Origin of the sequence: Nocardia sp. NPDC058497 (genome assembly GCF_042720195.1) — a bacterium.
Classification (GTDB): domain Bacteria; phylum Actinomycetota; class Actinomycetes; order Mycobacteriales; family Mycobacteriaceae; genus Nocardia.
Genome location: NZ_JBHXMY010000050.1, coordinates 1 through 19,669, shown reverse-complemented (window position 1 = coordinate 19,669; position 19,669 = coordinate 1). Strand labels below are relative to the sequence as shown.

Annotated in this window: 19 protein-coding genes and 1 pseudogene; 17 read left to right on the top strand and 3 right to left on the bottom strand. The window is 70.2% G+C overall.

Annotated features, from left to right (window positions below; translation table 11 throughout):
• Positions 1–1,391: 1,391 nt before the first annotated feature.
• Positions 1,392–2,307, top strand: a pseudogene (locus ACFWPJ_RS06065) (hypothetical protein); the annotation flags it as partial.
• A gap of 74 nt (positions 2,308–2,381) precedes the next feature.
• Here ACFWPJ_RS06065 and ACFWPJ_RS06060 read toward each other — a convergent pair.
• A complete protein-coding gene (locus ACFWPJ_RS06060) occupies positions 2,382–2,552 on the bottom strand; it encodes a hypothetical protein (protein WP_378847761.1) in 171 nt (56 codons plus the stop codon).
• Positions 2,553–2,769: 217 nt separating this feature from the next.
• On the opposite strand from ACFWPJ_RS06060, the gene ACFWPJ_RS06055 reads away from it, so the two are divergent.
• The 5 genes from ACFWPJ_RS06055 to recN all read left to right on the top strand — a co-directional run bounded on the left by ACFWPJ_RS06055 (position 2,770) and on the right by recN (position 7,577).
• Positions 2,770–3,663: an HAD-IIA family hydrolase gene (locus ACFWPJ_RS06055; RefSeq protein WP_378847759.1), complete on the top strand. Its 894-nt coding sequence runs from the start codon at positions 2,770–2,772 to the stop codon at positions 3,661–3,663.
• A gap of 13 nt (positions 3,664–3,676) precedes the next feature.
• Entirely contained in the window at positions 3,677–3,889 is a 213-nt protein-coding gene (locus tag ACFWPJ_RS06050) for a hypothetical protein (RefSeq protein WP_378847756.1), read from the top strand.
• A 166-nt stretch (positions 3,890–4,055) separates the two neighbouring features.
• On the top strand, positions 4,056–4,877 hold the full coding sequence (locus ACFWPJ_RS06045; RefSeq protein ID WP_378847753.1) for a TlyA family RNA methyltransferase: 822 nt from the start codon (positions 4,056–4,058) through the stop codon (positions 4,875–4,877).
• On the top strand, positions 4,874–5,830 hold the full coding sequence (locus tag ACFWPJ_RS06040) for an NAD kinase (protein WP_378847750.1): 957 nt from the start codon (positions 4,874–4,876) through the stop codon (positions 5,828–5,830). Before ACFWPJ_RS06045 ends, ACFWPJ_RS06040 begins: the two co-directional genes overlap by 4 nt.
• On the top strand, positions 5,808–7,577 hold the full coding sequence (gene recN / locus ACFWPJ_RS06035) for a DNA repair protein RecN (RefSeq protein ID WP_378847748.1): 1,770 nt from the start codon (positions 5,808–5,810) through the stop codon (positions 7,575–7,577). The genes ACFWPJ_RS06040 and recN overlap by 23 nt, the downstream gene beginning before the upstream one ends.
• 48 nt (positions 7,578–7,625) lie before the next feature.
• On the opposite strand, the gene ACFWPJ_RS06030 is transcribed toward recN, so the two are convergent.
• A complete protein-coding gene (locus tag ACFWPJ_RS06030; RefSeq protein ID WP_378847746.1) occupies positions 7,626–8,045 on the bottom strand; it encodes an SRPBCC family protein in 420 nt (139 codons plus the stop codon).
• A gap of 19 nt (positions 8,046–8,064) precedes the next feature.
• Between ACFWPJ_RS06030 and ACFWPJ_RS06025 the strand changes: the two genes are divergently transcribed.
• Complete coding sequence (locus tag ACFWPJ_RS06025) at positions 8,065–8,319, top strand: hypothetical protein (RefSeq protein ID WP_378847743.1); 255 nt, start codon at positions 8,065–8,067, stop codon at positions 8,317–8,319.
• Between the two features lie 4 nt (positions 8,320–8,323).
• Here ACFWPJ_RS06025 and ACFWPJ_RS06020 read toward each other — a convergent pair whose 3' ends face one another.
• Positions 8,324–9,145, bottom strand: coding sequence for a CPBP family intramembrane glutamic endopeptidase (locus ACFWPJ_RS06020; protein ID WP_378847741.1), 822 nt, complete (start codon positions 9,143–9,145; stop codon positions 8,324–8,326).
• Between the two features lie 164 nt (positions 9,146–9,309).
• Here ACFWPJ_RS06020 and steA point away from each other — a divergent pair, with 164 nt between their 5' ends.
• The 10 genes from steA to cmk all read left to right on the top strand — a co-directional run.
• Positions 9,310–10,512 (top strand): putative cytokinetic ring protein SteA, encoded by a 1,203-nt coding sequence (gene steA, locus ACFWPJ_RS06015; protein WP_378847738.1) that lies wholly within the window; start codon positions 9,310–9,312, stop codon positions 10,510–10,512.
• Positions 10,509–11,450, top strand: coding sequence for a copper transporter (locus tag ACFWPJ_RS06010; RefSeq protein ID WP_378847735.1), 942 nt, complete (start codon positions 10,509–10,511; stop codon positions 11,448–11,450). Before steA ends, ACFWPJ_RS06010 begins: the two co-directional genes overlap by 4 nt.
• Positions 11,451–11,621: 171 nt before the next feature.
• Positions 11,622–13,343: a CTP synthase gene (locus ACFWPJ_RS06005; RefSeq protein WP_378847733.1), complete on the top strand. Its 1,722-nt coding sequence runs from the start codon at positions 11,622–11,624 to the stop codon at positions 13,341–13,343.
• Positions 13,344–13,359: 16 nt separating this feature from the next.
• Entirely contained in the window at positions 13,360–14,022 is a 663-nt protein-coding gene (locus ACFWPJ_RS06000) for an NUDIX domain-containing protein (protein WP_378847730.1), read from the top strand.
• Positions 14,023–14,094: 72 nt separating this feature from the next.
• Positions 14,095–15,033: a site-specific tyrosine recombinase XerD gene (gene xerD, locus ACFWPJ_RS05995; RefSeq protein ID WP_378847728.1), complete on the top strand. Its 939-nt coding sequence runs from the start codon at positions 14,095–14,097 to the stop codon at positions 15,031–15,033.
• Positions 15,034–15,282: 249 nt separating this feature from the next.
• The gene (locus ACFWPJ_RS05990) at positions 15,283–16,116 is read left to right on the top strand and encodes a ParA family protein (RefSeq protein WP_229740260.1); all 834 of its coding nucleotides are present in this window, start codon (positions 15,283–15,285) and stop codon (positions 16,114–16,116) included.
• Positions 16,113–16,997: a segregation and condensation protein A gene (locus ACFWPJ_RS05985; protein WP_378847725.1), complete on the top strand. Its 885-nt coding sequence runs from the start codon at positions 16,113–16,115 to the stop codon at positions 16,995–16,997. The genes ACFWPJ_RS05990 and ACFWPJ_RS05985 overlap by 4 nt, the downstream gene beginning before the upstream one ends.
• Before the next feature lie 70 nt (positions 16,998–17,067).
• Positions 17,068–17,724, top strand: coding sequence for an SMC-Scp complex subunit ScpB (scpB, locus tag ACFWPJ_RS05980; RefSeq protein WP_378847722.1), 657 nt, complete (start codon positions 17,068–17,070; stop codon positions 17,722–17,724).
• Positions 17,725–17,732: 8 nt separating this feature from the next.
• Positions 17,733–19,067 carry a pseudouridine synthase gene (locus ACFWPJ_RS05975; RefSeq protein ID WP_378847719.1) on the top strand — a complete coding sequence of 445 codons (1,335 nt, stop codon included), beginning with the start codon at positions 17,733–17,735 and terminating at the stop codon, positions 19,065–19,067.
• 38 nt (positions 19,068–19,105) lie between these two features.
• Positions 19,106–19,669, top strand: a 564-nt coding sequence (gene cmk, locus ACFWPJ_RS05970) for a (d)CMP kinase (protein WP_378847764.1), incomplete at its 3' end; no start/stop codon positions are given.

Genomic DNA, 19,669 nt, shown 5'->3' with positions numbered 1-19,669 from the left:
GGCCGCGGCGGCTCCGGCGATCGTGGCGGATTCCGCCGCGACAATGACGACCGTTCGCGCGGTGGCTCGGATCGCGGCGGCTACCAGCGCCGTGACGACGCAGGCCGCGGTGGCTACCAGAAGCGCGACGACGACCGCGGTGGTTTCCGGCGCAGCGACAGTGGCGACCGTGGTGGTTACCAGAAGCGCGACGACGCGAGCCGCGGCTCCTCCGGTGACCGCGGCGGCTTCCGTCGCCGTGACGAATCCGACCGTCCCGCAGGCGGTTTCGACCGCGGCGGTGACCGTGGTGGCTACCGCCGCAACGATGACGACCGTCCCCGCGGCGGTTCGGATCGTGGCGGCGATCGCGGTGGATTCCAGCGTCGCGAAGGCGACGACCGTTCGCGCGGCGGGTACGACCGTGGTGATCGTGGCGGCTTCCGCCGCGACAACGAAGACCGTCCCCGTGGCGGCTCAGGCTTCCGCAGGAACGAAGGCGACGACCGCTCGCGCGGTGGTTCGGATCGTGGTGGCGATCGCGGCGGTTTCCGTCGCGGTGACAGTGGCGACCGTGGCGGTTACCAGCGCCGCGATGATGCGGGCCGTGGTGGCTCCGGTGACCGTGGCGGCTTCCGCCGCAGCGACAGCGGTGACCGTGGTGGTTACCAGAAGCGCGACGACGCGAGTCGTGGCTCCTCGGGTGACCGCGGTGGTTTCCGCCGCGGCGACAGTGGCGACCGTGGTGGTTACCAGAAGCGCGATGATGCGGGCCGTGGTGGTGCCGGCGATCGTGGTGGTTTCCGCCGCAGTGAGGGCGACGACCGTTCGCGTGGGGGTGACCGTGGCGGCTTCCGCCGTAACGAAGGTGACGACCGTTCGCGCGGTGGTGCCGATCGTGGCGGTGACCGTGGTGGTTTCCGTCGCAGTGACAGCGGTGACCGTGGTGGTTACCAGCGTCGTGACGACGCGGGCCGTGGCGGCTCCGGCGATCGTGGCGGTTTCCGCCGCAACGAGGGCGACGACCGTTCGCGCGGCGGTTCGGATCGCGGCGGCTTCAAGCGCGGCGAGAGCTCGGATCGTGGCGGCTACCAGCGGCGCGACGACAGCGACCGCGGCTTCCGCCGGGACGACGATCGCGGACGCGGTGGCTTCAAGCGGGGCGGCGACTCCGGTGGGAACCGCTACGTCGGCGAGGACGGCGCGCCGCTGGACGGCACGTACCGCGAGAAGCGGCGTGAGCGCGAAGGCGATGTCCTCGGCGTCGTCTCGTCGGCGGCCGCATCGGACGCCGATGCCGCCGGTATCGAGCAGGCCCGCATCGAATCGGCCGACGTCGAGGCAGCAGCGAGCGATGAGATCGCACCCGCGTCCACTGAGCAGTCCGACGACACCTCGTCGGCCACCGAGCGCGCCGAGTCCGCGGACGAGGTAGTCGCCGAGCCGGCGAACGAGGACTTCGAAGAGGTGGCCGACGAGCACGAGGCCGCAGCAGGCCGCTCGGCTCGCGATCGCGACGCCGCGGCAGACAGCTCGGCTCGCGCGGCGGAGTCCGGCTACGGCAGCCGTGGCGCCGATGACCGCGACGACCGCCGTCGTGGCGGCGAAGGCGCCCGGACCGCGGGCGGACGGTCCACCGACCGCCGCGCGGCCCGTCCGGACGAGCCGGATCTGCCGGAAGACGTTCAGGCCTCCGACCTCGATCCGGCCGTGCGCCGCGATCTGCTGAGCCTGGACAAGAACAACGCCGAGACCGTCGCCCGGCACATGGTGATGGCCGTCGAGCTGCTCGAAGACGACCCCCGCCTCGCCCTGGCGCATGCCAGGGCCGCCCGGCAGCGGGCAGGCCGCATCGCGGTCGTGCGCGAGACCGCGGGTGTGGTGGCGTACCACGCCGAGGAGTGGGCCGAGGCGCTCTCGGAGCTGCGGACCGCGCGACGCATGTCCGGTGGTTCCGGGCTGCTCGCCGTGATGGCGGACTGCGAGCGTGGTCTCGGGCGGCCCGAACGGGCCATCGAGCTCGGCCGCAGCGAAGAGGCACAGGCGCTCAGTGGTGACGAGGCCACCGAGCTACGGATCGTGGTTGCCGGCGCCCGGATGGACCTGGGTCAGTTCGACCAGGCCGTCGTGACGCTGCAGACGCCCGATCTGGATCCGGCGCGCACCGGTTCGGCCGCCGCGCGCCTGTTCTACGCCTACGCCGACGCGCTGGTCGCGGCGGGACGCACCGACGACGGTTTGCAGTGGTTCCTCAATGCCGCTGCCGCCGACCTCGACGGCGAAACCGACGCCGAGGACCGCGCCGCGGAACTCACCGGCGACGCGTAGCAGCTCCAGCTCTCGACGGCCGCAGGATGGGAACCCGATAGCGGTTCCGGTCCTGCGGCCGTTCTGCGTCGGGATCAGAAGGCACCGAACAGCGGGCTGGTGAGGCCCAACGGCACCTGCTGGGTGGTGTTCACCAGGTGGAACAGGATCAGTGCGCCGCTGACGATGGCGTGGCAACGCCGGACGATGGCGGGGACACCGGCCTCGGCGGCAAAGTACCCCTCGGACGCCGCGTACTGGGTCACGCCGTTGGCTTGGGGTGGCCAACGGTGACCTGAATCACCGGGGCGGTGACGACGCGCGCGACGCCGTGCGCCGAAACCGGGCACACCGTGCACGGACTGTCACCGCATGCTCGATCATGAAGAGTGCGAGCATGATTCGACGGTCCGGAACTGTCGGTGGGCTCGCCTAGGGTCGGCAGGTGTGTTCGGCCCGGCAGTGACGACGGAGTGAGGGTGTGTGAACCGGCTACGCGATCAATACGACGCTTTGCTGCTCGACCTGGACGGAACGCTGTACCGCGGTCCCGAGGTGATCGACGGCGCCCCGAAAGCGCTCGCTCCGGACGGTGATTCGGTGCAGCGGCTGGTGTATGTCACCAACAACGCGGCCCGTGGGCCGGGCCCGGTCGCCGATCATCTGGCCGAGCTGGGCTATCCGGCCACGGCTGAGGACGTGGTGACCAGCGCCCAGGCCGCCGCCGGGATGCTGGCACACCGGCTGGCCCCCGGAGCCCGGGTGCTCGTCGTCGGCACCGACGACCTCGCCGCCGAGATCGAAGCGGTCGGCCTGGTGCCGATCCGGCGGTTCGGCGACGTGCCGCCCGAAGCCGTGGTCCAGGGGCATTCGCCGACCACCGCGTGGCCGGACCTCGCCGAAGCCGCGTACGCGCTGCGGGCGGGTGCGCTGTGGGTCGCCGCCAACACCGACCGCACCCTGCCGAACGAGCGCGGCCTCGCGCCGGGCAACGGGTCCATGGTCGCCGCGCTGCGCACCGCCTCCGATCGTGAACCGCTGGTCGCGGGCAAGCCGTACGCGCCGCTGATGGAAGACGCGCTCGAACGCTCCGGCGCCAGCAACGCGCTCGTCGTCGGCGATCGCCTCGACACCGACATCGAGGGCGCCAACGGGCTCGGGCTCGACTCGCTGCTGGTGCTGACCGGGGTCAGCACGCTCGAGGAAGTGGTCATCGCGCCACCGGCGCAGGTACCCACCTATATCGCCACCTCACTCGACGCCCTCAACGCCGACATCGTGCCGGAAGCGGTCGCGCCGGCGGCTGTCGCGGAACTGTTGCGACAGCACCCCGGCCGGGCGGTACGGGTGCGAGCAGTCGATTCGGAAATCCGATAGCGTTGACGACACGATGAGTACTCCGAGTTCACCGCCGACCGGCGCGCCACAGCCACCCCGCCCCGGGATCCCACTGCCGGGCAGTCACCTGCCCGGTGGTCAGGCGCGGCCGGAACCGGCCGACCCGAACCGGATCAAGGCCGAGGTCGACGCGTTGCTCGCCGAACTCGGCGCGACCCCGGCGGGCACCGGGCCCCGCCCCCCCCCGCCCGCCGCGACGTTGTGAGCGCGCGCCGTCGCGCGGCCCCCCCCCCCCCCCCCCGCGACCCCGGCGGTCACCGGCCCGGCCGAGAACACCGAGGCCGGTGCCGACATCACCCGCCGTGCGCGCATCCTCGAGCAGGCGCACGACGTGCTGGTGGACGCCCTGGCGACAGTGGACAAGATCTGAGGTGGCCAGGCGAGCGCGTGTGGACGCCGAACTGGTTCGCCGCGGATTGGCGCGATCGCGAGAACACGCGGTCGAGCTGATCAGCGCGGGGCGCGTCCTGATTGCCGGAACCGTCGCGGTGAAACCGGCGACGGCGGTGGAGACCGGTACCCCGCTGATCGTGCGGGAGGAGCCCGACGAGGTGTCGTGGGCGTCGCGTGGTGCGCACAAGCTGCTCGGCGCGCTCGAGGCGTTCGAGCCGCAGGGGCTCAGCGTCGCGGGCAAGCGATGCCTGGACGCGGGGGCATCGACCGGCGGGTTCACCGATGTCCTGCTGTCGCGGGGCGCGCGGGAAGTGGCCGCGGTCGATGTCGGGTACGGCCAGCTGATCTGGCGGCTGCAGAACGACGACCGGGTGCGGGTGTACGACCGGACCAACGTGCGCAACATCACGCCCGAAACCATCGGCGGCACAGTCGAATCCGTCGTCGGTGACCTGTCGTTCATCTCGCTGGGGCTGGTGCTGCCCGCGCTCGCGGCCTGCGCCGCCGACGGGGCGGATCTGCTGCCGATGGTGAAGCCGCAGTTCGAGGTCGGCAAGGAACGGGTCGGTTCCGGTGGCGTGGTGCGTGATCCGGCATTGCGCGCCGAAGTGGTGCGCGAAGTCGCCGCCGCGGCGGGTGCGCTCGGATTGCGGACCCAGGGTGTGGTGGCCAGCCCGCTGCCCGGCCCGTCGGGCAATGTCGAGTACTTCCTGTGGCTACGCAAGGTCGGTCCGTTCGAGTACGACGCCGCGCAGGTGGAGGCCCTGGTGGCCCGTGCGGTCGAGGAGGGTCCGCAGTGAACACGCACGACGGCGGCAGGGAGATCCTGCTCGTCGCCCATCCTGGCCGCGCGGAGATCATCGAGACCGCGCACCGGGTGGCGAAGATCTTCGCCGAAGCGGGCATCTGCCTGCGGGTTCTGGCCGACGAGGCCGACAGCACCCGGTTCGAGGACGAGCCCGCCGGCTACCCGGTGCGGGTGGTGCCGCACAGCCCGTCCGCGGCGCTGGGCTGCGAGATGGTGCTCGCCCTCGGCGGTGACGGCACCTTCTTGCGCGCGGCCGAACTCGGTCGCCCGACCGGGGTGCCGGTGCTCGGAATCAACCTGGGCCGCATCGGTTTCCTCACCGAAGCCGAGGCAGAACATCTCGACGAGGCGCTGGCCCAGGTGGTCGACCGGGACTATCCCGTGGAAGACCGGATGACCATCGACGTCACCGTCCGCGTCGACGACACGATCGTCGAACGCGGCTGGGCGCTCAACGAGGCCAGCATCGAGAACGCACAGCGCATGGGCGTGCTGGAAGTCGTGCTCGAGGTCGACGGACGCCCGGTCTCGGCGTTCGGCTGCGACGGCATCCTCATCTCCACGCCGACCGGGTCGACTGCCTACGCGTTCTCGGCGGGCGGACCGGTGGTGTGGCCGGAACTCGAAGCGATGCTGGTCATTCCGAGCAACGCGCATGCCTTGTTCGCGCGTCCGCTGGTGACCAGCCCGGATTCGCTGATCGCGGTGGAGACGGTGGCGACCGGGCACGACGCGATCGTGTTCCTAGACGGCAGGCGCACCCTGGCCTTGCCGCGCGGCGGCCGCGCCGAAGTGGTCCGTGGCGAACGACCGGTGCGGTGGGTGCGGCTGGATTCCGCACCGTTCGCCGACCGGATGGTGCGCAAGTTCCAGCTGCCGGTCACCGGCTGGCGGGGTAGACATCGAACGGAGAACAGCCGCGATGCTGACAGAGATCAGGATTGACGGACTAGGCGTCATCTCGACGGCGACCGCGCAGTTCCATGCGGGTCTGACCGTGCTCACCGGTGAGACCGGTGCGGGCAAGACCATGGTCGTCACCAGCCTGCACCTGCTCAGCGGCGCGCGCGCCGACGCGGGCCGGGTGCGGCTCGGCGCGGCGAAGGCCGTGGTCGAAGGCCGGTTCGTCGTCGACGATGTCAACGAAGCGGCCCGCGCGGCCGTCGGCGAGGTGCTCGAGTCGGCCGCCGCCGAGGCCGACGAGGACGGCAGCGTGATCGCCGTGCGCACGGTCAACAGCGATGGGCGTTCGCGCGCGCACCTCGGTGGTCGCGGCGTGCCCGCGGCGGTGCTCGGTGAGTTCACCTCCCGGCTGCTGACCGTGCACGGCCAGAACGATCAGCTGCGCCTGCAACGCCCGGAACAGCAACTCGCCGCGCTCGATCAGTTCGCCGGCGACGGCGTCGCGGGACTGTTGCGCAAGTATCAGGTGCATCGCCGATCGTGGCTCGATGCCCGCACCGAGCTGCTCGAGCGGACGGCGCGCAGCAGGGAGCTGGCGCTCGAGGCCGACCGGCTCAAGCATTCGCTCGCCGAAATCGACGGCATCGCACCGGAACCCGGCGAGGACACGCGTCTCGTCGCCGAGATCCGCAGGCTCAGTGACCTGGATTCGCTGCGTGAGGCGGCCGTCGCCGCGCACGAGGCACTGTCGGGTCCCACCGACACGCCTGCCGACGGCGGCGGCGTGCTCGACCTGCTCGGTGGTGCGCGGGCCCGGCTGGATTCCGCCGACGATCCGGGGCTGACCGCGCTCGCACCGCGGCTGGGTGAGGCGATCGCGGTGGTCGTCGACGTGACCACCGAACTCAGCGGCTATCTGTCGGAGCTGCCGTCGGATCCCGGCGCGCTCGACTCGATGCTCACCCGCCAGGCCGAGCTGAAGTCGCTGACCCGCAAATACGCGCCCGACATCGACGGCGTGATCGCCTGGGCCGACGAGTCACGCGCCCGCCTGGACTCGCTGGACGTGTCCGAGGACGCGCTGGCCAAACTCGCGGGTGAGGTCGAGACCGCGGCGGGCAAGGTGCGTGAGGCCGCCCGCAAACTCAGTGCCGTCAGGGCGAAGGCGGCGGGCAAGCTGGCCACGGCGGTGAGCACCGAGCTCGGTGGGCTGGCGATGGGCAAGGCCCGGCTCGAGGTGCAGGTGCGCCCTGTCCCCGCTGGCGCGCAGGATTCGGCGCCGATCGATATCGACGGCAAGCAGCTGCATGCCGGGTCGAACGGGGTCGACGAGGTGGAGTTCCGGCTCTCGGCGCATTCCGGTGCGCAGTCGCTGCCGTTGAGCAAGAGCGCCTCCGGTGGTGAGCTCTCGCGGGTGATGCTGGCGCTCGAGGTCGTCCTGGCCGGGTCCGATCACGGCGCGACCATGGTGTTCGACGAGGTCGATGCCGGCGTCGGCGGCCGGGCGGCGGTGGAGATCGGCAAGCGGCTGGCGCGGCTCGCCCGCACGCACCAGGTCATCGTGGTGACCCACCTGCCGCAGGTGGCGGCCTTCGCCGACACCCACCTGGTCGTGAACAAGTCCGACGACGGAAAAGGCAAGGTGGACAGCGGAGTTCGCACGCTGACCGACGACGAGCGGGTGGTGGAACTGGCGCGCATGCTCGCGGGTCTGGACGACACCGAGACCGGCCGCGCGCACGCGGAGGAACTGCTGGAAACCGCGCGGGCGGAGCGAGCACCGGCCTGAGCGCGCGGATGACGTCGCCCGCGCGGGATGCGGGCGACGTCGAGGAGACTACTTCAGTGCTTTGCGCACGCCACCGATGAGCTGGTTGGTCAGCTGACGCAGGCCGAACTCGAGCACCGGCGCGGGCACGGGCAGCGACGGCTCGGACTCCATCGTGTAGACCACGCGGGTGCCACCGGCGGAGGTGTCGGCGAAGGTGATGATGCCGACGTGGCGCTTGACCGGCGCGCCCTTGACGATCTTGTACTCCATCCGCTCGCCGGGGACCAGCGCGGTGATCTCCTCGGTGACGCCTGCCTTGCCGAAGCCGAGCAGGTGCTGGGCGCCGACGCCGGTGGCCGGATCGCCCTGCTTGATCAGCTTGACCTGGATCGGCAGGTACGGGCTGACGGCCTCACGCTCGGTGAAGAGGCGGTAGACGATGTCGCGAGGGGCGTCGAAAACCGTCTCGACGGTGCTGCGGGGCATGATGTGTCTCCTGTCCGAGATGTCTGTGACCCGCAGCATACGGGTAATTGCCGCCCGGGCTCCGATCTGGCCACCTCAGCTCGGGCGTAACCGGCTCGCCGATGTGCCCTACATCCATCCGTGCACCGATGCGGCCCAGTGCCCGGTCGGCCCCGTCACCGTCCACACCGGTGCGGGCCAGATCGTCGCGGGGGTCTATGCGGTCGCCGTCGGCGGAAATATCGGCTCGAGCGTGACCGTCCTGCCCGGCTACGGCACCTTCCGGGCGTCCTGAGAATTCAGAACAGTGCCGCGGCGAACATGGTGATCGGCGCGTTGATCAGTCCGTGCACGCCGATCACCAGCCACGGATTGCGGTGACGTGACCACAGGTAGCCGAGGAACAGCCCGGTGACGCCCTGGTTGGCGATCACCGCGGCGAGGTCGAGCGGCAGGCCGAGTCCGCCCTGGATCGCGGTGTGCCAGCTCGCCCACAGCACGGCGGTCAGCGCGATCGCCGGCCACCGGCCGTAGCGTGACTCCAGCCGGGTCTGCAGCCAGAAGCGGTAGAAGACCTCCTCGATCACCGCGTTCACCAGGAACACGACGACCAGCACGACCGGGTCGGGAACCGCTCCACCTGACCAGGGTTGCAGCCAGGCCGCCACCCCGGCGAACGCGAGCACGGCGGGCAGCGGCCGCAACCACCGCCCTCGGGTGTCGGCCCGTGCCCATTCGCGCACGGTGGCCCAGCGGGCGAGCAGTGGAATCGCGAACAACGCCAGCTTCAACAGCAGGAACCAGCCGTTGCCGGGCAGCAGATGCACCGCGATCGCGAACGCGACGGCCAGGGCGGCCAGCATCCAGGCCTGACGGGTGACCCGGGCGGGGGAGTCGGCGGCGAACGGGTCGGTGGCGGCTCGCCGCGGCCGGACGGCCCAGGCGAGCGCGATGCCCGCGGCGGCAGGCAACCAGATCGACAGGATCGGGCGCGTGTCGTGCGTGTCGGCGCTGGTCCGCAGCGCGGTGTGCCCGGTGAGTGCCAGCGCGGTCACCGCGGTCACGTAGATCGCGACGCACGCCGCGCCGATCGCGGTGCCACGATCGCGGGAAAAGTCCATTCTCCCAACATAATCCGGTACCGCGGGTGCGTAGTGAGCTTCCTGTCGGCCGTCAGCCGACCGGGAACTGGGTGTGCCGGTAGGTTGCTGTGCTTCGGCGATTGCGACCGGCAATTCGGCGCGCCTCCACCAAAGGTTGAGGGTTTGCCCGCATCATCGGCCATATGAAGATGCCGGCGTTGTTGTCGAGGAACACGGAAACGCTGCCCGGTGTCACCGGGATCGCCAGGGTGGATCGCGACACCCGGCGACTGTTGCGGCGCGTCAGCCCCGGGGACGTGGTGGTCCTCGACGAGACCGATCTGGACCGCCACGTCGCGGACCGGCTGGTCGAGGCCGGTGTCGTCGCGGTGATCAACACCTCGCCGTCCATTTCGGGCCGGTATCCCAACCTGGGCCCGGAGGTGCTGGTGGCCAACGGGATCGTGCTGGTGGACACGGTGGCCTCCGACGCCTTCGGCAAGATCAAGGACGGCACCAAGGTGCGCATCGACGAGGGCATCGTCTACGAGGACAAGCTGGTCATCAAGAAGGAACCCGAGGTCCTGGTCGCGGGCATCGAGTTCGACGAGTCGGATGTCGCCGACCTGATGATCGAGGCGCGCAACGGCCTCGCCGATCACCTCGACGCGTTCGCGGGCAACACGGCCGAGTTCGTCCGTACCGAGAGCGCGCTGCTGATCGACGGCATCGGTGTCCCCGACATCGAGCTGGAACTGCGCAACCGGCACGTGGTCGTGATCGCCGACGGGGCGGGGCATCTCGAGGAGTTGCAGCGGCTCAAGCCGTTCATCAAGGAGTACGCGCCGATAATGATCGGCGTCGGCTGTGGCGCCGACACGTTGCGCAAGCTCAAGTACACGCCCGATCTGATCGTCGGCGATCCGGACGAGATCAGCACGGAGACCTTGTTGTGCGGCGCCGAGATGATCCTGCCCGCCGACACCGACGGGCACGCGAGGGGCTTGGAGCGCATCCAGGATCTCGGCATCGGCGCGACCACGTTCCCGTCGTCGGGCTCGCCGACCGATCTGGCGCTCATGCTGGCCGACCATCACGGCGCGTCGCTGATCGTGCTGGCCGGTGCGCCCGCGTCGCTGGAGGACTTCTTCGACCGTGGCCGTCGGGACAGCAATCCGGCGACGTTCCTGACCCGGTTGAAGGTCGGCGCGAAACTGGTCGACGCGAGGGCGGTGTCGACGCTGTACCGGCAGCGGTCCTCGGGCGCGGCGCTGGCACTGGTGGTGCTGGCGGCGCTGGTCGCGATCGTCGTGGTGATCCTGGCTTCGCGCAACGGGTCCGAGGTGCTGGACTGGGCGGTCGAGTACTGGAACCGGTTCGTCGTGTGGGTGCGTGGTCTGCTGTGATCTCGTTGCGTCACCATGCCATCTCGATCGCGGCGATCTTCCTGGCCCTGGCCGTCGGGGTGGTGCTCGGCTCGCAGACCCTGGCCTCGGACATGCTGTCCGGGCTGCGTTCGGACAAGAGTGATCTGCGTGGCCAGGTCGACGCGCTGACCGCACAGAACGAGCAGTTGACCGGCAGGCTCGATGCCGCCGACCAGTTCATCGCCGGGTCGGCGGGGCGCATTCTCGGCGGCGCTCTGGCCGACCGCAGCGTCGTCGTGTTCACCACCCCCGACGCCGACCCCGGCGACATCGACGGGGTGAGCAAGGCGCTCGAGACCGCCGGTGCCGCGGTGACCGGCCGGATCGCGCTGACCGATACGTTCGTCGACGCGGGCGAGGGCGACCGGATGCGCTCGGCGCTGACCAATATCGTCCCCGCCGGCGCGCGATTGCAGACCGGCGCGGTCGATCAGGGCAGCATGGCGGGCGACCTGCTCGGCCTGACCCTGCTGCTCGACCCCGCGACCAACCAGCCGCGCAGCACCGCACCCGAACTCTCGCTGGTCCTGGAGACCCTGCGCGGAGGCGGCTTCCTCGCCTACGGCGACACTCCAGTGCGACCCGCGCAACTCGCCGTGGTGGTCACCGGAAACGGTGTCGCATCCGACACCGGACAGGGCGCGACTATCGCCCGCTTCACCGGCGCGGTCCGCGCCAGGGCGGCAGGCACCGTCCTCGCCGGCCGGGCAGACGCGGCCGAAGGCACCGCCGCCATCGCCCACGTCCGCGCCCAGGCACCCCTGGCGGCAACGGTCACCGCGGTCGACAATGTCGACCGCGAAATAGGCAGGGTGACAACAGCTCTCGCCTTCACCGAACAACTCTCCGGCGGCGTCGGCCGCTACGGAACCGGCTCGACCGCCACCGCACTGACAATGGTCGCCATGCCTCGCTGACAGCCACTGTCACGGACTTAGAGACGACTGATTTCGTGAGCACATGGGTAACTCGTCGGGTACGCCCAGCACTCGCCGACCGCATCACCGCCGGCCCGACTGCCAACACACCCCGCCGCAAACGACCCGCTAAATACGCGGAGAGGCGGGCTACTGTTACTCTGGAGTTCCGTGGGTCAAACACGGAATCAGGCTCGAAATGCCACCAAGCACATCTTCGTGAGCGGTGGCGTCGCCTCCTCTTTGGGTAAGGGTCTCACCGCCTCCAGCCTCGGTCAGTTGCTGACCGCGCGCGGCATGCGGGTGACGATGCAGAAGCTCGACCCGTATCTGAATGTCGATCCGGGCACCATGAACCCCTTCCAGCACGGCGAGGTGTTCGTCACCGAGGACGGTGCCGAGACCGACCTCGACGTCGGCCACTACGAGCGGTTCCTCGATCGTGATCTGTCCAAGGACGCGAACGTGACCACCGGGCAGATCTATTCGACGGTCATCGCCAAGGAACGGCGCGGCGAGTACCTGGGCGACACCGTCCAGGTGATCCCGCACATCACCGACGAGATCAAGAACCGCATCATGGCGATGCAGGGCCCCGATCTCGAGGGTCAGGTGCCGGACGTGGTGATCACCGAGATCGGCGGCACCGTCGGCGATATCGAGTCGCAGCCGTTTCTCGAGGCGGCGCGTCAGATCCGCCACGACGTCGGTCGCGACAATGTGTTCTTCCTGCATGTGTCGCTGGTGCCGTATCTGGCGCCCTCGGGTGAGCTCAAGACCAAGCCGACGCAGCACTCGGTCGCCGCGCTGCGCAATATCGGTATCCAGCCCGACGCGCTGATCCTGCGCTGTGACCGCGAGGTGCCGCAGGGGCTCAAGAACAAGATCGCGCTGATGTGCGACGTCGACGTGGAGGCGTGCATCTCCACGCCGGACGCGCCGTCGATCTACGACATCCCGAAGGTGCTGCACAGCGAAGGCCTCGACGCCTACGTGGTGCGCAAGCTCGGCCTGCCGTTCCGCGATGTGGACTGGGCCGTGTGGGGCGACCTGCTCGACCGCGTGCACTCGCCGCGCGAGACCGTCGAGGTGGCGCTGGTCGGCAAGTACGTCGACCTGCCCGACGCCTACCTGTCGGTGACCGAGGCGCTGCGTGCCGGTGGCTTCGCGCACCGGGCGAAGGTGAACATCCGCTGGGTGCCCTCGGACGAGTGCCAGACCGAGGCGGGCGCCCAGGCGGCGCTGCGTGACGTCGACGCGGTGCTGATCCCCGGTGGTTTCGGTATCCGCGGCATCGAGGGCAAGCTCGGCGCGATCGGCTATGCCCGCCACCGCGGCATCCCGCTGCTCGGCCTGTGCCTCGGCCTGCAGTGCGTGGTCATCGAGGCGGCGCGCTCGGTCGGCATCGACGACGCCAACTCGGCGGAGTTCGAGCCCGACACCAAGAACCCGGTCATCTCGACCATGGCCGACCAGGAAGACGTCGTCGCCGGTGAAGCCGATTTGGGCGGCACCATGCGGCTGGGCGCCTACCCGGCCACGCTGCAGAAGGGCTCGGTCGTCGCGCAGGCGTACGGCTCCGAGCACGTCTCCGAGCGGCACCGGCACCGGTTCGAGGTCAACAACGCCTACCGCGACGCCATCGCCAAGAGCGGCCTGGTGTTCTCGGGCACCTCGCCCGACGGGCACCTGGTGGAGTTCGTGGAGTACCCGGCATCGGTGCATCCGTTCTTCGTCGCCACCCAGGCGCACCCGGAGCTCAAGAGCCGTCCGACCAGGCCGCATCCGCTGTTCGCCGCGCTGATCAACGCGGCATTGAAATACAAACTGGCCGAACGCCTTCCCGTAGACTTCGACGAGGAAGAACTCGCGGAGCAGGCCGCGGATCTCTGAGCGGGAGCGCAGCGACGTGAGCGAGCCGGGTAGTCACGACTTCGAGACCGTCGGCAGTCGGGTGCTCTACAGCGGCGCGATCCTGGCCCTGCGCCAGGATCGGGTCGCGATGCCGGACGGGCGAATCGCCGATCGCGAGGTCGTCGAGCACCACGGCGCTGTCGCTGTGCTGGCGCTCGACGACGACGGCAATGTCGTCCTGATCCGCCAGTACCGGCATCCGATCGGTACCCGGCTGCTCGAACTGCCCGCCGGGCTGCTCGACATCGACGGCGAGGACCCGCTCACCGCGGCCAAGCGCGAGCTGGCCGAGGAGACGGGCCTGGCCGCCGCCGAGTGGTCGGTGCTGGTGGACGTCGCGTTGTCGCCGGGCTTCACCGACGAGGCGCTGCGGGTGTTCTTCGCGACCGGGCTCACCGAGACCGACCGGCCCGACCCGGAGCACGAGGAAGCCGATCTCGAGCTGGTCAGGATGCCAGTCGCCGAGGCGGTGCGCGCGGCACTGGCCGGGGAGATCGTCAATGCGACGGCGGTCGCCGGCGTGCTCGCGTACGCCGCGGCCACGGCGAGCGGGGTGCCACTGCGTCCGGCCGACGCGCCGTGGGCGGGTCAGCCGACAGCGTTCCTGCGTCGCAAGGCCGCCGAGGCGCGGTCGGCGGCACCTGGCAGCGACGCGTGAGCACGGCGACCGCCCGCGGCTCGGCAGCTGACCCCGCCGCAGCGGTCGGCGGGGACTAGACGGGCGTCGGGCGTGCTCGAGCGGGAGATCGACGCCTACCTCGACCATCTGGCGGTCGAGCGCGGAGCCGCGCGCAACACCCTCGGCGCCTACCGTCGTGACCTGGCCCGCTACCGGAATTTCCTCACCGCACGCGGCGTCGCGAACCTGAGCGCGGTCGCGCAGGGTGATGTCGCGGAGTTCACCATGGTGCTGCGTTCCGGCGGCGAAGATCATCCGCCGCTGGCCGCGGGATCGGTGGCACGGGCGCTGATCGCGGTGCGTGGTCTGCATCGGTTCGCCGCCGCCGAGGGGATCACCGACACCGACGTGGCGCATGCCGTGAAACCGCCTGCCCCGGGTCGGCGGCTGCCCAAGGCACTGCCCTACGACCAGGTGCTGCGGCTGCTCGAAGCCGCAGGCGGCGACGGTGATTCGGGCGGCGCCGATGGTGGACCGCGCGGTCTGCGCGACCGCGCGCTGCTGGAACTGCTGTACTCCACGGGGGCACGCATCTCGGAGATGGTGGGGCTCGATGTCGACGACATCGATGCCGAGCAGCGGTGTGTCGTGTTGCACGGCAAGGGCGGCAAGCAGCGGCTCGTCCCGATCGGCAGGCCCGCCCTCGCCGCGGTCGACGCCTACCTGGTCCGCGGCCGCCCCACCCTCGCCGCGAGCGGAAAGGGCTCCGCCGGAGCCCTTTTCCTCAATGCTCGCGGCGGCAGGCTGTCCCGGCAGAGCGCCTGGCAGGTACTGCAGACCGCGGCAGAGCGGGCGGGCATCGGGGCGACGGTGTCGCCGCACACCCTGCGGCATTCCTTCGCGACGCACCTGCTCGACGGCGGCGCCGATGTGCGGGTCGTGCAGGAACTGCTCGGCCACGCCTCGGTGACAACCACCCAGATCTACACGCTCGTGACGGTGAGCACGCTGCGCGAGGTCTGGGCGACGGCGCATCCGCGGGCCACGTGAACCGCCACTGCACGGTCACGCCCAGCGGGTATGGTGCGAACACGCCCGGCGTTGCCATGCCGTACCTCACGGGTCCGAGCGGTAGCGTCTACCCAGAGCTGGACCGTACGAAAGCGAGTCCGAGCCGAATCGGCCTCGCTACCCTCGACAGGGGTTACCGGCAGGAAAACGTATAAGGAGCAGCGGATCGTGACGACAGCGGAAACACCGTGGGACGGTGGACCGGACGAGGTCGCCGAGGCCGTCGAGATGGGCCCGACCGGGCGCCCGCTGCGACTGGTACCCGAGCCCCCGCAGGTGCAGCGTCACGGCGACGCGCTCGTGGTGGCCATGTGCAACCAGAAGGGCGGGGTCGGCAAGACCACCTCGACCATCAATCTCGGTGCGGCCCTGGCCGAATACGGCCGCCGCGTGCTGCTCGTCGACCTCGACCCGCAGGGTGCGCTCTCGGCCGGTCTCGGCGTCGCCCACCACGATCTCGACCTCACCGTGCACAACCTGCTGATCGGCGGGAAGGCCACGGTCGACGACGTCCTGCAGACCACCAAGGTCGACGGCATGGACCTGTTACCCAGCAACATCGATCTCTCCGCGGCCGAGATCCAGCTGGTCAACGAGGTGGGCCGCGAGCAGTCGCTCGGCCGCGCCCTCTCGGGCGTGCGCGACCGCTACGACTACATCCTCATCGACTGCCAGCCCTCGCTCGGCCTGCTCACCGTCAACGCGCTGGCCTGCTCAGACGGCGTCATCATCCCGATGGAATGCGAGTACTTCTCGCTGCGCGGCCTGGCCCTGCTCAACGACACCGTCGAGAAGGTGCGTGACCGGCTCAACCCGCGCCTGAGCCTCTACGGCATCGTGGTCACCATGTTCGACGCCCGGCTGCTGCACTCCCGTCAGGTGATGTCGCGCGTGGTCGAGGTGTTCGGCGACCTGGTCTACGACACCGCCATCTCCCGCACCGTGCGGTTCCCCGACGCCAGCGTCGCCGGCGAGCCGATCACCACCTGGGCGCCGAAATCGGCGGGCGCCGAGTCGTATCGGGCCATGGCACGCGAAGTCATCCACCGGTCGGGCCGGTGATCGACGCAACACCCGAGGTGCAAGAGGCTCAGCGAGAAGCGGCACCCGCCGCCGAGAACACCGGGTTCCACCTGCGGCTGAAGAACTTCGAGGGGCCGTTCGATCTGCTGCTGACGCTGATCAGCTCGCGCAAACTCGATGTCACCGAGGTCGCGCTGCATCAGGTCACCGACGAGTTCATCGCCTACACCAAGGCGCTGACCGCCGAGCTCGCCGAGAACACCAAGCTGCGCGCGGACAAGATCCTCGATCAGACCACCGAATTCCTCGTCGTCGCCGCCACCCTGCTCGATCTCAAGGCGGCCCGGCTGTTGCCGTCGGGCGAGATGACCGACGCCGACGACCTGGAACTGCTCGACGCCCGCGACCTGCTGTTCGCCCGTCTGCTGCAGTACCGGGCGTTCAAACAGGTGGCCGCGTTGCTGGCCGAGCTGGAAGCGGCCGCGCTGCGCCGGTACCCGCGCTCGGTGGCGCTCGAGGAACAGTTCGAGGGTCTGCTGCCCGAGGTGACCCTCGGCGTCGACATCAGCGCGTTCGCCGAGATCGCGGCGGCGGCGTTCCGGCCGCGCCCGATCCCGCAGGTCGGCCTCGGGCACCTGCACATGCACACGATCTCGGTCGCCGAGCAGGCCGAGCTGGTGCTGGCCCGCCTCAAGGAACGCGGGCCCGGCGGCTGGACGACCTTCGCCGAACTGGTGGCCGATTGCACAGTTCCGGTGGAAATCGTCGCCCGGTTCCTGGCGTTGCTGGAGCTGTACCGCGGCAAGACGATAGCGTTCGACCAGCCCGATCCGCTCGGCCCGCTGGCCGTGAGCTGGCTCGGCGAGCTCGACCCGGATGCCGAAGCGGCAGCGTTGACGTTCGAGGAGGACTACGGATGATCGGGTCAGGCCCGGAGGCGGCAGCGCGGCGTAACCACGGAGGGCTCCCGATCAGCCAGGAGGGCACAGCATGACGGAAGCAGTGGCGGAGTTCACGTCCGAGCCGCTCGACGAGGCAGAACTGCGCTCGGCGCTCGAGGCGATGCTGCTCGTCGTCGACGCTCCCGCGCCGGTAGAACAGCTGGCCGCGGCCCTGGACGACACCGCGGAGCGCGTCGAGACCACGCTGCGGGCCATGTCGGCGGAGCTCACTGCGCGGGGCAGCGGCATCGACCTGCGTTTCGTCGGTGACGGTTGGCGCTTCTATACTCGACAGGAGTACGCGCCCTACGTCGAGCGCGTACTGCTCGACGGGGCCCGGACGAAGCTGACCCGGGCCGCCTTGGAGACCTTGGCGGTGATCGCCTACCGCCAGCCGGTGACCCGCACCAGGGTCAGCGCGGTCCGCGGGGTGAACGTCGACGGAGTGATGCGCACACTGCTGGCCAGGGGCCTGATCGCGGAAGTGGGTCAGGACCCGGAGACCAACGGCACGTTGTACCGCACCACCGAGTTGTTCCTCGAACGGATCGGGCTCGCCTCACTGGGCGACCTGCCACCGCTGGCGCCGCTGCTTCCCGGCGTCGACCTGATCGACGAGATCAGCGAGAGCATGGAGACCGACCCCCGGTTCACCAGGCTGAAGAAACCGACCGAGTCCGACATGGATCTCGGCACCGACGATTGACAGGACAGATGAATAATTCCGCTCGCCGAGATGGCACACCGGACCGAAGAAAACGCAGCGACCAGCCCCGTAGCGGCGCGAACCGGACCGCGGGAACCCGCGGCGGCACCGCGCGCACCGGGCAGGGCGGCTCCCGCGGCGAGGCCACCGGCCGCCGCGGCACCAGCGCGGGTGGCTTCCAGCGCAGCAGTGATTCCGCAGGCCGCCGCGGTACTTCCGCGGGTGGTTTCCAGCGTGACAGCGAGTTCGGCGGTCGCCGGGGCACCTCCGCCGGCGGCTTCCAGCGCGACAGCGCGGGCCGACGTGGCACCGGCTCCGGTGGCTACCAGCGCGACGACGCGGGCCGACGTGGCACCGGCTCCGGTGGCTACCAGCGTGACGACGCCGAACGCGGCGGTTACCCCCGTGGTGCGGGTGCAGGTCAGCGCAGCGGTGCGCCGCGCGCGGGCGGCACTGCCCGCCCGGCGACCGCGCAGGCCCCTGCCCGCAAGACCAAGTCCGCCAAGCCGCAGCGCAAGGTCGTCGCGCCGACCATCCTGAACAACGCCAAGCCCGCGCGGCACCAGCACGCCGAGAACACCGAGGGCCCGAAGAAGCTGCCGTGGGGCGAAGGTGAACGCCTGCAGAAGGTGCTCGCCAAGGCCGGTGTGGCCTCGCGCCGCGCGGCCGAGGACATGATCGCCGCCGGTCGCGTCGAGGTCGACGGCAAGATCGTGCGTGAGCAGGGTCTGCGCGTCGATCCGGAGAACGCGGTCGTGCGCGTCGACGGCACCCGCGTCGTCGTCCGCGACGAACTCGTGCACCTGGTGCTGAACAAGCCCAAGGGCTGGCAGTCCACCATGTCCGACGATCTGGGCCGCCCCTGCGTCGGTGACATCGTCGCCGAGCGGATCGCCGCCGGTCAGCGCCTGTTCCATGTCGGCCGCCTCGACGCCGACACCGAGGGCCTGCTGCTGCTCACCAACGACGGCGAGATGGCGCACCGCCTGATGCACCCGTCGTTCGAGGTGCCCAAGACCTACCTGGCCACCGTCAACGGCGAGGTCAACTACCGTCTGGTCGGCAAGCGCCTGCGCGAGGGCGTCGAGCTCGAGGACGGTCCGGCCAAGGTCGACAAGTTCATGCTGCTCGAGGCCTACGAGGGTCGCTCGCTGGTCAAGCTCGTATTGCACGAGGGCCGCAAGCACATCGTGCGTAGGCTGCTCGACGAGGTCGGCCACCCGGTGATACGGCTGGTGCGTACCCACCTCGGCCCGGTGGCACTGGGCGACCAGCGTCCCGGCACGCTGCGCGTGCTCGGCCGGGACGAGATCGGCAAACTCTACGAGGCGGTGCAGCTGTGAACGGAGTGGATCTCCCGGTGGAGTTCGCCGGTGACCGGATGACCGGTGAGGGCACGCTCGTCGTCGCCATGGACGGCCCGTCCGGCACCGGCAAGTCCAGTGTGTCGCGCCGGCTGGCCGCCCGCCTGGCCGCCCGCTACCTCGACACCGGCGCCATGTACCGGGTCGCGACGCTGTGCGTGCTGCGCGCCGAGGTCGACCTGACCGATCCGGCCGCGATCGCGGAAACCGTTGCGGCGCTGCCGTTGTCGATCGGCACCGACCCGAGCCACGAGGTGATCGAGCTCGACGGTGAGGACGTCTCGGCCGAGATCCGCGGCGATGCCGTCACCAAGGCCGTCTCCGCGGTGTCCGCGGTGGCCGAGGTACGCGAGCAGCTCGTCGCGTTGCAGCGCGAGATCGCGGCGATGGCCGGGCGGATCGTGGTCGAGGGCCGCGACATCGGCACCGTGGTGCTCACCGGCGCCGACGCCAAGATCTACCTGACCGCCTCCGCGGAGGCGCGCGCCCCCCGGCGCCCAGCCCAGAACACCCGCGGTGGCGTATACACAAAACCCCTCCCCCCCTCACGCGATAAATCTCGGTTTAGGTGTGTGGGTGTG